This window comes from Rhodoferax sp. GW822-FHT02D07 (assembly GCF_058802405.1).
Map to the genome: position 1 here is coordinate 727,684 of NZ_JBXAOD010000002.1, position 11,553 is coordinate 739,236.

The 11,553-nt window shown below is 63.7% G+C and carries 13 protein-coding genes; 6 read left to right on the forward strand and 7 right to left on the reverse strand.

Annotation, left to right across the window (positions count from 1 at the left end; genetic code table 11):
* Positions 1-26: 26 nt before the first annotated feature.
* From AC1RNN_RS08060 to AC1RNN_RS08090, 7 genes are all read right to left on the reverse strand, one after another.
* On the reverse strand, positions 27-845 hold the full coding sequence (locus tag AC1RNN_RS08060; protein WP_493087128.1) for a phytanoyl-CoA dioxygenase family protein: 819 nt from the start codon (positions 843-845) through the stop codon (positions 27-29).
* A 35-nt stretch (positions 846-880) separates the two neighbouring features.
* Positions 881-1,318: an SgcJ/EcaC family oxidoreductase gene (locus tag AC1RNN_RS08065; protein WP_493087126.1), complete on the reverse strand. Its 438-nt coding sequence runs from the start codon at positions 1,316-1,318 to the stop codon at positions 881-883.
* Positions 1,315-2,046: an alpha/beta fold hydrolase gene (locus AC1RNN_RS08070; RefSeq protein ID WP_493087124.1), complete on the reverse strand. Its 732-nt coding sequence runs from the start codon at positions 2,044-2,046 to the stop codon at positions 1,315-1,317. Before AC1RNN_RS08070 ends, AC1RNN_RS08065 begins: the two co-directional genes overlap by 4 nt.
* Positions 2,047-2,048: 2 nt before the next feature.
* Positions 2,049-3,218 carry an ABC transporter substrate-binding protein gene (locus AC1RNN_RS08075; protein ID WP_493087123.1) on the reverse strand — a complete coding sequence of 390 codons (1,170 nt, stop codon included), beginning with the start codon at positions 3,216-3,218 and terminating at the stop codon, positions 2,049-2,051.
* 90 nt (positions 3,219-3,308) lie between these two features.
* On the reverse strand, positions 3,309-4,532 hold the full coding sequence (locus tag AC1RNN_RS08080; protein WP_493087122.1) for a LysR family transcriptional regulator: 1,224 nt from the start codon (positions 4,530-4,532) through the stop codon (positions 3,309-3,311).
* Positions 4,533-4,541: 9 nt separating this feature from the next.
* Positions 4,542-4,817: a hypothetical protein gene (locus tag AC1RNN_RS08085; RefSeq protein ID WP_493087120.1), complete on the reverse strand. Its 276-nt coding sequence runs from the start codon at positions 4,815-4,817 to the stop codon at positions 4,542-4,544.
* Between the two features lie 33 nt (positions 4,818-4,850).
* Positions 4,851-5,780, reverse strand: a complete 930-nt coding sequence (locus AC1RNN_RS08090) for a LysR family transcriptional regulator (RefSeq protein ID WP_493087118.1) — start codon at positions 5,778-5,780, stop codon at positions 4,851-4,853.
* Positions 5,781-5,860: 80 nt separating this feature from the next.
* On the opposite strand from AC1RNN_RS08090, the gene AC1RNN_RS08095 reads away from it, so the two are divergent.
* The 6 genes from AC1RNN_RS08095 to AC1RNN_RS08120 all read left to right on the forward strand — a co-directional run.
* Positions 5,861-6,829, forward strand: coding sequence for a Bug family tripartite tricarboxylate transporter substrate binding protein (locus tag AC1RNN_RS08095; RefSeq protein ID WP_493087117.1), 969 nt, complete (start codon positions 5,861-5,863; stop codon positions 6,827-6,829).
* A gap of 14 nt (positions 6,830-6,843) precedes the next feature.
* The gene (locus tag AC1RNN_RS08100) at positions 6,844-7,701 is read left to right on the forward strand and encodes an HTD2 family dehydratase (protein WP_493087115.1); all 858 of its coding nucleotides are present in this window, start codon (positions 6,844-6,846) and stop codon (positions 7,699-7,701) included.
* A gap of 23 nt (positions 7,702-7,724) precedes the next feature.
* Positions 7,725-8,906, forward strand: coding sequence for a CaiB/BaiF CoA transferase family protein (locus AC1RNN_RS08105; RefSeq protein ID WP_493087113.1), 1,182 nt, complete (start codon positions 7,725-7,727; stop codon positions 8,904-8,906).
* Between the two features lie 7 nt (positions 8,907-8,913).
* Positions 8,914-9,768 (forward strand): HpcH/HpaI aldolase/citrate lyase family protein, encoded by an 855-nt coding sequence (locus tag AC1RNN_RS08110; protein WP_493087112.1) that lies wholly within the window; start codon positions 8,914-8,916, stop codon positions 9,766-9,768.
* 40 nt (positions 9,769-9,808) lie between these two features.
* The gene (locus tag AC1RNN_RS08115) at positions 9,809-11,158 is read left to right on the forward strand and encodes a class-II fumarase/aspartase family protein (protein ID WP_493087110.1); all 1,350 of its coding nucleotides are present in this window, start codon (positions 9,809-9,811) and stop codon (positions 11,156-11,158) included.
* Positions 11,159-11,203: 45 nt separating this feature from the next.
* Positions 11,204-11,553, forward strand: a 350-nt coding sequence (locus AC1RNN_RS08120; protein ID WP_493087108.1) for a tripartite tricarboxylate transporter TctB family protein, incomplete at its 3' end; no start/stop codon positions are given.

The following is an 11,553-nucleotide window of genomic DNA, read 5'->3' on the forward strand; positions in this document are numbered from 1 at the left end:
TCTCACAAGAGGGCATGCAACGGCCTTCAAGCAAGGTCAATCAATGGAAATAGTGCATCGTCCATCACCGCGCCATCGGGCAAGCGGTCTGCCAGCCCGGTGAAGGGCGGCGAGGTGCGCCAGCTGCGTACGGCGTGGCGGGCGTCGTCGCCCAGGTAGCGGGCAGAGAACACGCGACGCCGCGTGCCCGGCCCCACGCCACTGCTGGCGTGCAGGGTAAGCATATGGAATGCCACCGCATCACCGGGTTGCAGGGCCCAACCGAGTTGCTCAAACTGCTCGGGATGCGCGTCGATCTGGGGTAGTTCGGCCAAGGCGCCCTCAGGGAACCACTTGGCTTGCTGATCCCGGAAGGTGCGCGGCATGTACCAGGTGCCGGCATGGGAGCCAGCCACAAAGCGCAGCGTGCTCTCCAAGGGCACCGGGTCCACAGGAATCCATAAGCTCACGTTCTGCCGGCCCGCCACGTTGTAATAGGGCTGGTCCTGGTGCCAGGGCGTGGGCTGGCGCGTGCCCGGCTCTTTCACCAGCAAGTGGTCGTGGTAGACGCGCACCGTATCGCTCTGCATCAGCTGCGCCGCCACGCGGGGCAAGGCGCTGTGTTGCATCAGGTGCGCGTAGTCGGGGTTGTGCTGCCAGGTGCAGAAGTCTTCGACAAACTTGCCCGGGTCATCGGCACGGCTGGCAACTTGCGCCAGCGGGCTCAGGTGGGCCAGGTTGTATTCGATGCCACGCGCCAGCTGGGCCACTTCGGCAGGGCTGAGCACGCCGCGCAGCACCACGGCGCCTTGGCGCGCGTAGTCACTCACGGTGGAATCTGGCAGGGTGTAGTGAGAGGTGTGCATGCCCTGCATTTCACCTCAAAACCAGCGCCGCGCGCTCAAGGTTGTTGCAAGATGAAGCGGGCTTCGCGCCGGCGCAGGCGCCAGCCATCGGGGGTGTGGGCCAGCGTGTCTACAAACTCCCCCACCTGGGTCAGGGCGTCGGCCACGCGGCCCTTCGGGGCATGCGGCGTGCTGTGTCGCCCAGTCCACAGCAGCACCTTGCTGCGTGCCGTGGCCAGGCCCGCGCTCAGGTCAACCGCCACCTGCTGATTGCAGATGAGGTGCTGGGTCATGCGGTCCGGGTCGCGCGCGGCGTAGGCAGCGGAAATCGCCGCCCTGCCCTGCAGCACGCTGCCGTCGGGCCGCACCAGAACACCTTGGTCCTCAAACAGTGCGGCAAAGCCTTCGGCATCGCCACCGTCCACCGCATCGGCACCGCGCAGCACCAGGGCGCGACAAGCCGCCTCGGCCAGGTAGTGGGCCAGCTCGCTCATACAGGCTGCGCCTCGCGCTGCAACCAGCGGCTCAAGCTGGCAGCCACGGCTTGCGGCCGCTCCATGGGCGCCATATGGCCGGCTTCCTCAATCACGTCGAGCACGGCATGCGACGCCAACTGCTGCATCGCCGCATGCTGCTCAGGGGGCGACCAGCTGTCCTGCGCGCCGCATTGCAGCAGCGTGGGCAAGGCAAGACTGCGCAGCACCCCGCTCGCATCGGGCCGCTCCAGCAGCGCTTCGATCTGCGCTGCGAATACATCGGCGCTCTTGCGCGCAAACATGGCAACAATCGATTCGATGAGTGCCGCATCTTGCAGACGCTGCGGGTGCACCATGCCTTGTACCCACACCTGGGCCATGGCACGCACGCCCTGGCTGCGCGCCACCTCCAGCAATGCATGACGCTTGGCTGCTTCCTGCACACCGGCCTCGCCCATCGCGCGCGGCAGGTGGCCAGTGTCCAGCAGGGCCAGATGACTCACGCGCTGCGGCGCCAAACGCAATACCTCGAACGCCACGCGCCCGCCCATGGAGTGGCCCGCCAGCGCAAAGCGTTCGGCCGGCGCCTGCGCTAACACTACCAGCGCCATGGCCTCCAAGCTGCGCGCCGCGCCATAGTCGGCCACCCATGGTTGCGTACCGGCGGGCAAGTGCGGGTACAGCGGCGCCCAGACGGTGGCGTCGCACATCAGGCCGGGTAACAGAACAAGCGTGGGAACCGTCATGTTTACTTGGCCGCCTTGGCCGGGTCTTTCACGGCGGTGAAGGTTTGCACTTCGGTGTTCCAGAGCTGGCCGCCAGTCTTCTCCACCTTGCGCACATAGATGTTGTGCACCACGTCGCGCGTCTGCGGGTCGATCTGCACCGGGCCGCGCGGGCTCTCGAAGCTCTGACCCTTCATGGCGGCCAGCAGCGCATCGCCCGTACCGCCCTGCGTGGCCTTGGCGGCCTCGTAAATGACACGCATGCCGTCATAGGCGCCCACGGCCATGAAGTTGGGGCGCAGACCGTTGTTGGCCTTGCCAAACGCTTCCACAAAGCGCTTGTTGAGCGCGGAATTGTGCGAGGCCGAGTAATGGTGCGCGGTCACCACGCCTAGCGCTACATCGCCCATGCCGTCCAGGATGTCGTCGTCGGTCACACTGCCCTCGGCAATCACGCGGATGCCCGCCTTGTCCATGCCGCGTTCGGCAAACTGCTTCATCAGCGCCGTGCCCACGCCTGCTGGCACGAAGGTAAACAGCGCATCGGGCCTGGCGTCGCGCACCTTTTGCAGGAAGGGTGCAAAGTCCGGGCTGCGCAGCGGCACGCGCAGCGACTCCACCACCACTCCACCCTGCGCCACAAAGCGCTGGTTGAACCAAGTCTCGGAGTCCACGCCAGGCGCATAGTCGGTCACCAGCGTTACCACCTTGCGGATGTCGTTCTTGATCGCCCAGTCGGCCAAGATGGTCACCACCTGCGGCACCGTGAAGCTGGTGCGCACGATGTAGGGCGAGGCCTCGGTGATGCTGGAAGTGGCCGCAGCCATGACCACCAGCGGTGTTTTGGACTGGGTGGCGATCGGGGCCGAGGCCATGGCCAAAGGGGTGAGGCCAAAGCCGGCCAGCACATTCACCTTGTCGTTCACGACCAGCTCCTGCGCCAGGCGCTTGCTCACGTCGGCCACGCCGGTGTCATCCTTCACGATGAGCTGCACCTTCTTGCCACCCACGGTATCGCCGTTTTGCGCGATATAGAGGCGTGCCGCTGCTTCGAGCTGCTTGCCGGTGGAGGCAAAGGGGCCGGTCAGGGGGAGCAGCAGCCCGATCTTGAAGCTGTCCTGGGCCCAGGCCGGAGCAGCCAAGGTACTGGCTAGAGCGGCCGTGAGGGCGAGAAGTAATTGGCGCTTGCGCATGGGTTGTCTCCTGGTTTTATCTATAGAGACAGTGTGCAATGCAGGCCACCCAACGTCCAATGCAAAGCCCCGCAAAGCTATGCATTCTGCTTATTGCACTGCTTCCTCGCGCAACCCGCACCCCACCGTATGCAGGGCCTGCAGCAACTCGGTCGCCGCAGGCGTTGGCAGGTAATCGGCACGCTGCATCACACCAATACGCCGGCGCGCGTGTTGCACGTGTAGCGGCAGCTGCGCCAGCAGGCCAGTGGCCAGTTCGCGCGCCACCTGGCGCGGCGACATCAGCGCCAATCGCTCGCTATTGGCGAGCAGCGCCTGCATCATCAGCGCGCTATTGGTCCGTATCGGGTCCACAGGCTGCGGCAGGCCTGCGGCGCACACCATGTGCTGAAACGCCGCCTCGGCCGGCGTGTCGGGCATGGGCATCACCCATTGCGCCGTGTGCAACTGCTCCCAACGCAGGCGCTTTCGCGCGGCCAGCGGATGGCCACCACGCACGACCACGGCCAGTTGGTCCTCAAACAGTAACGCCTGCTGCACATCCGGCCCCGGCGCCTGGCTGCGCAGCGCACCGACGATGCAGTCCACCTCTGCGCGGCGCAACTGCGCCAGCAGCGCGTCAAAGGTGCCGTCGATGATGGTCACGCGTACGCCCGGGTGCTTTGCCAGCACGCGCTCCACCGCGGGTGAGAGCAGCATGGTGGTGGAAAACGGCAGCGTGCCCACCACCAGACGGCCACGCAGTGCCGCGCCCTCGGTAAGCCACTCGTCGGCCGCCTGACGCAGCTCGGCCTGGGCCAGGCGCGCGCCTTGCAGTACGCGCTCGCCCGCCTCGTCCAGCCGCAGGCCCGAGCGCACGCGCACAAACAGCGCCGCACCCGCCATGTGTTCCAGCTGTACCAAAGTCTGGTGCACGGCCGGCTGGCTGCTGCCTAGCAGCTGCGCCGCGCGCGCCTGGCTACCGCCCTGCGCCAGTGCCTGCAACACCTGCAGATGGCGCTCGCCCACGCCCAGCACCAGCGGGCTGCCATGCCAGGGCAACCCGGTGCTGCGCGGCCGGTGTGCGTCGGCCTCGGCCAGAAATTGGAAGGCGCGCGTGGCGCGCAGCGCCAGCTGACGCCCGCGCGGCGTGGCCAGCATGCCGCGCGCGCCGCGCTCAAACAGCGGCGTGCCCAACAAGGCTTCGAGCTGCTGCACCGCGCGCGTGACGGACGACTGCGCCACGTGCAACAGAGTGGCCGCTTGCTGGCTGCTTCCGGTCTGCACTACAGCAGCCAGGCTGCGCAGGCCGCGCAAAGCGGGCAACAGCTCCATGGGCGTAGCCTAGCCGGCGCTACCCTGGGCTAGCACTTCGTGCATGGAGGGCGCGTAATCGGTGCTGATCCACTGCGCCACGACTTCGGTGGTCATGGTGTCGGGATGCCCCGCCTCCTCGCTCACGCGAGCCACTTCTTCAGCGCCCGTGAGCGTGCCCACGAACATCTGCAGCACGGCCTGCAAACCGCCCTGGGCCAGGGCCGCATCTCCCAATGCCTTGAGGGCCTCCCAAGCCTGGGCTTCGGACTGGGCGCTATGGGAAACGTAGGAAGAGGTAGACATGGTGGAAGGCTAAAGGACAGCAATGCAACAAGTCTAAACGGCCGTGTTGCGCACAGAGCCCTGGCGCTTGGCACGAAGAGCGGACCGTAGGTAGTCATAAAACACTTGCGATGGCGCGCTCAGGCTCCCTCCCCGCAAGGTAGTCAGGCCCAGCTGGCGCGACACAGAGGGCTTGCGCAGCGCCACCCCCACCAGGGTGGGGTGTTCCGACGGCAAGGCGAGGCGAGGCACGGCAGCCAAGCCCAGGCCAGCCTCCACCATGCCCAGCAACGTTGCAATGTGCGAGACCTCAAAGCGGTAGGACGGATTGCAACCGGCCTTGGCCAGTGCGTCGTCCAGCAATTGACGGTTGCCGCTGCTGCGAGCCACCGCGATCAAGCGCTCGTCTGCCAGTTCCACCCACGCGATCGAGCGCCTCCGGGCGAATGCATGCGCGCGAGGCATCGCAAGTACAAACTCGTCGTCATGGATGGGTTCAAACTCCACGCCCGGCACCTGGTTTCCCATGAAGCTAATGCCGAAGTCGCATTCGCCCGACAAAACACTGGCCAGCACCTGCCCGGCCGCGTCGTCCATGAGGCGAATCCGTATCTGTGGGAAACGCTCTGAGAAAGACCTCACTACCGAGGGCAGGAAGTGCAGTGCGGCGGATGGCACACACGCCACGGTAACGCGCCCCGTGCGGCTGCCGGCGATATCGGAAATGCCGAGCATGGCCGCCTCCAGATCATCCAGTGCGGCGCGCGCGCGATCCAGAAAGGTTCGTCCCAGCGGCGTCAGGCGCACGTCCCGCGTGGTGCGATTGAACAGCTTGGCGCCCAGGATGCTCTCCAGCCGTTCGATGCGCCGGCTCAACGCCGGAGAGGAAAGATGAATCTCCTCCGCAGCGGCGCGGAAGCTGCCCCGCTCCGCCACAGCGACAAAAGCCTGCAATTGCTGCAAGTCGAAATTAATGCGTGCCATGCAGCAATACTAACAAAAGTTGCAATTCACAGAATTTTCAAATATGTGCAATATCCGCCCACAAACACAAGGAGACAGCTATGCCGAAGACACCACTGCGTGCCACCCTGCTTGCCATCTGCGCACTGACAGGAAGCGCAACATGGGCCCAGAGCTGGCCCGAGAAAGCCATCACTATCGTGGTTCCCACCCAGGCGGGTGGTGCCAATGACGCCATTGCCCGCATCATTGGGCAGGGTCTGAGTGCAAAATTAGGGCAACCCGTCATCATCGACAACAAGGCGGGGGCAGCGGGCGCCATCGCTTCGGAGTACGTGGCACGTGCAGCACCGGATGGCTACACCATCATGTTTGGGTATATCGCCACCCATGGGATCAATCCTGCCCTCCAGAAACTCAAATACGACCCGGTAACCGATTTCGAACCCATTGGCATGGTTGCCGCCTCTCCCACCGTGCTGGTGGTGAACAACAACGTACCCGCCAAAAACGTCAAGGAACTGGTTGCCCTCATCAAGGCCAAGCCCAACACCTTCAACTACGCCAGCGCAGGTAACGGGACAGCGCCACACATTGCCGGTGAAATGTTCAAGATGGCAGCAGGACTGGACGTCCAGGGAGTGCCTTACAAGGGCTCCGCACCAGCAATCGTCGACACCATTGCCGGTAGCACCCAGTTCATGTTTCCCAGCATGTTCACTGCCTTCCCACAGGTCAAGGGAGGCAAATTGCGCGCCATCGGGATTGCTGGTGAAAAGCGCTCGACGGCCATGCCAGACCTTCCCACGCTGGCGGAACAGGGCATTTCCAATGTGAACATGTCACAGTGGTACGCCATGTTTGCGCCCGCAAAGACGCCCAAGGCGATCATCGACCGGCTGAACAAGGAGATCAATGCCGTTCTGAACGACAAGGCCACCGAAAAGAAGATTGAAGACCAGGGCGCCGAAGTCGAAACGGGAACGCCAGAGCAGCTGAAGGCTTTTGTCAAAAAAGAAGCCGTGCACTGGAAGTCCGTGGTCACCGCGGCCAAGATCCAGATTGACTAAGCCGAGGGTTCGTCATGCATCTTCAAGACTGGATCGGTCGAACCGAAACCATCGAGGACGTGGCCACGGCCACTCCGTATGCTGCCCTGGCTGCGACGTTGGACTGGCCCGCCCCTCTCGCCGGGCAACGGCCTGCCAGCGGTACGCCCCTGCCCTATTTGTGGCACTGGCTGTACTTCCTGCCCATGTACGCACAGTCCGAGATTGGTGCGGATGGACACGCCAAGCGCGGTAGCTTCCTCCCCCCTGTCCCCCTGCCACGGCGGATGTGGGCCGGCAGCGACTTCACCTTCCACACACCACTGTTGATCGGTGACAGCTTGCGCCGTACCTCGACCATCGCGGACGTCAAGGAGAAGACCGGACGCACCGGGAAACTCATTTTCGTCAAGGTTCGGCACGAAATTCACCGGAATGCAGAGCAAGCCCCTGCGCTGACCGAACACCACAACATCGTCTACCGGGACATGCCCAACCCCGAGGACGTCACGCCTGCGCCTCTTGTGGCACCCGTGGGTTCCGCCTGGGAGCGACACATTGTTCCCGACGACGTGCTGCTGTTCCGCTATTCGGCACTCACCTTCAACGGACACCGTATCCACTACGACCGCAAGTACGTCACCGAGACTGAGGGCTACCCTGGCCTGGTCGTTCACGGCCCCCTTATTGCGACCCTGTTGATGGATCTGCTGCGCAGCAATCTGCCACACGCGGTGGTCACGCATTTCGAATTCAAGGCAGTACGCCCGACCTTTGACATCCACTCCTTCTCGGTGCACGGCCAGCCGTCGCCCGATGGCAAGACGGTGCACCTGTGGGGCAGGGACCACGAAGGCTTCCTGACCATGGATGCCACCGCCACGATCGCCTGAAACCGTCACATCTCCCTATCGCCATGCAACCACTCCAAGGCATTACCGTTGTCACGCTGGAACATGCCATCGCAGCGCCCTTCGCAACACGCCAGCTCGCTGACCTGGGCGCGCGCGTCATCAAGGTGGAGCGCCCCGGAGTTGGAGACTTCGCCCGTGGATACGACGAACGTGTGCGCGGCCTCGCATCGCACTTCGTGTGGACCAACCGCTCCAAAGAAAGTCTCACTCTGGATGTCAAGCACCCGGAAGCCCAGAAGCTGCTGATGCGCCTGATTCTCGAAGAGGCTGACGTTGTCGTACAGAACCTGGCACCCGGCGCTGCCGCGCGGCTGGGCTTGTCCTACGAAGCGCTCTCCGAAGCCAAGCCAGGCATCATCGTCTGCGACATTTCTGGCTACGGCAGCGACGGCCCCTATCGTGACAAGAAAGCCTATGACCTGCTGATCCAGAGCGAAGCCGGATTCGTTTCGGTCACCGGCACCCCCGACACGCCCTCCAAAGCCGGCCCCTCCATTGCGGACATCGCTGCGGGCATGTATGCCTACACCAACATACTCGCTGCACTCATGCATCGGCAACAGACGGGCCAGGGGCAGCGCATCGATATTTCCATGCTGGAGGCGCTGGGCGAGTGGATGAACTACCCGCTCTACTACGCCTTTGAGGGAGCCGCCCCCCCTGCCCGCACCGGTGCCAGCCACGCCACCATCTACCCCTACGGCCCCTTTGCGGCAGGCGATGGAAAAACTGTCATGTTGGGCCTGCAGAACGAGCGGGAATGGAAAGTGTTCTGCGAGAAAGTGCTGCTTCAACCCGAGCTGGCAAGCGAAGACCGCTTCTCCAGCAACGCCAAACGCAGCGCGCAGCGTACCGAACTGTCCGCGTTGATACTGCAGGCCTTCTCCAGCCAGACGGCGGCACAAGTCGCGCAGCGGCTGGAAGACGCGGGTATCGCCAACGCGCAAGTGAACACCATGGCCGAAGTCTGGGATCACCCGCAACTCAAGGCACGCCAGCGCTGGACAACGGTAGACACCCCCAAAGGCCATGTCCCGGCCCTATTGCCTCCCGGTAGTTGGCACCATGGCGCTGCCCGCATGGACGCTGTGCCTGCGCTGGGACAGCACACGGACGCCATCCTCGGCCACTTCGGCTACACCCCGACACAGATCGAGGCACTGCGCGCAGAAGGCGCAGTCTGAATACGCCATGGGCAGCGGTACCCCTTACACCTACCTCTTCGTTCCCGGCAACCGCCCGGAACGATTTCACAAGGCAGCGTCCAGCGAGGCCGATCGCGTCATCCTGGACCTGGAGGACGCGGTTGCACCAGCCGACAAAGGTGCCGCACGGCAAGCTATCTCCGAATGGCTGCGTGCCGCAGCCCCTGGCCTGCCGGCACATCGCATGCTGATCCGCATCAACGCGGCAAGCAGCGCCGATTTCGCCCTTGATCTGCAACTGCTCCGAGACCTGCCGCCTTGCGGTGCCATGCTTCCCAAGAGTGAAAGTGGCAGCCAGCTCCAGGCCGTGCGCGACTCCATGCAGCCTGAAACCGAACTGCTCGCCCTGGTAGAGACCGCGGCCGGCATTCAGGCCTGCCCCGGCTTGGCATCACACCCCGCCGTCAGTCGCCTTGCCCTGGGCGCGCTGGATCTCATGGTGGATCTGAATGTTCCGGCGGACAGCCCAACCCTGGTCTTCGCCGCTGCCCAATTGGTCCTCGCCTCGCGCGCAGCGGGTTTGCCCGCGCCAGTGGCAGGTGTCACACCGTCTCTCCAAATTGCCGACACCCAAGGCGATATGGCGCAGGCCCTGCGCGCCGGCTTCGGCGCCAAGATGTGCATTCACCCCAACCAGCTGGCAGCCGTCCGCCAGGCCCTTATGCCGAGCGCCGCAGACTTGGAATGGGCCACTCAGGTCGTGCAGGCCTGGGGCGCAGCGCAAACAACGCAGGCGCCCACGGGTGCGCTACAGGTCAACGGAAAGATGGTGGACCGTCCCGTCTACCTTCAAGCGCAAGAGATCCTGGAGCGCCAGCAACGCCATCAGTCCCACACCTAGATCCGGCGCCCAACCCACACATTCACCACAAGGAAGCACCATGCCATCCACCATCATCGACTCCAAGATCTTCGGCGACATCTTCAGCGACGCAGCCATGCGCCAAGTATGGTCTGACGAAAACCGCACCGCCAAATACCTGGACATCGAACGCGCCCTGGCCAAGGTACAGGGCGAGCTGGGGCTCATTCCCCAGGAAGCGGCCGATGAGATCGTCAAAAACTGCGAACTGAGCCAGATCGACTGGGTCAAACTCAAGGCCAAGACCGAACAGATCGGCTACCCCATCATCGCCGTGGTCAACCAGATCAACGCCAACTGCCGCGACAAGCTCGGCGAGTATTGCCATTGGGGTGCCACCACCCAGGACATCACCGACACCGCAGCCGTCCTCCAGATCCGCGAGGCCTTGGCGCTGGTGGAAGCCGACCTCAAGGACATTTCTGATTCACTGGCCGCCTTGGCGAAGGCCCATCGCAACACACCCATCATTGGCCGCAGCAATTTGCAGCAGGCCACCCCCATCACCTTCGGCTACAAGATGGCCAGCATCCTGGCTGGCATCGAACGCCACCGTGAGCGTCTGCAACAGCTCAAACCCCGCGTACTGGTGGGCGAGTTCGGCGGCGCCTCGGGCACGCTGTCCTCGCTGGAAAAAGGCGCCATGGAAACCCAAGCCGGTTTGATGAAGGAGTTGGGTCTGGGTCAGCCCCTCATCTCCTGGCACACCGTGCGTGACAACTTTGCAGAAGTCGGTGCCTTCCTGGGCATCGTCGGCGGTTCGCTGGGCAAGATCGCGATGGACGTGAAGCTGCTCATGCAAACCGAGGTGGCCGAAGTGTTCGAGCCCTTTGCGCCCGGTCGTGGCTCCTCGTCCACCATGCCGCAAAAACGTAACCCCATTTCCTGCCTCTACATCCACGCCAACATTTCCGTCGTGCGCCAGTTGGCAGCCTCCCTCATGGATGCCATGGTGGCGGACCACGAGCGCTCCACCGGCCCCTGGGAGATCGAATGGGTGGCCATGCCCGAAATCTTCTGCCTCATGTCGGGCGCACTCAAGCAGACCAAGTTCATCCTGGCCGGCCTGGAAGTGGATGCCGCGCAAATGCGCCGCAACATCGACATGACCCACGGACTGGTCATGTCCGAAGCCGTGATGATGGGCCTGGGCCCCTACATCGGCCGCGAATACGCGCACGACCTGGTCTACGACATCTGCCGTGAAGCGCTCAAGCAAAAGCGCCACCTCATCGAACTGCTGGCCGAACATCCCGAGATCAACAAGCACGTCACCCGCGCCCAACTGGAAAGCTTCTGCGACCCCATGAACAACCTGGGGCAGGCTGGCGTGATGGTGGACCGGGTGCTCGCCGCCGTGAAGCCCTGAACGCGCCCTGCCATTTCTCGTTATTCCACCTGTGAGCCCGCAGCCATGATCCGAAGCCAGAAGGACTTTTTCTCAGGCCTGATGTTTACCGTCCTGGGCGGAGGATTTGCCATAGGTGCAAGCCAATACAGCCTGGGTAGCGGAGCCAGGATGGGGCCAGGTTATTTCCCTCTCATCCTGGGCGTGCTCCTCGGCATTCTTGGCATCGCCATTGCTGTCAAAAGCACCATGGGGCCCCAGACCGACGGCGACAAGATAGGCCGCTTTGCCTGGAAGCCCCTGGTCTTCATCATCCTGGCCAACCTCATCTTCGGCGTGTGCATAGGCGGCCTGCCCAGCATTGGCTTGAAGCCCCTGGGCCTGATCGTGGGCATCTACCTGCTCACCTACATCGC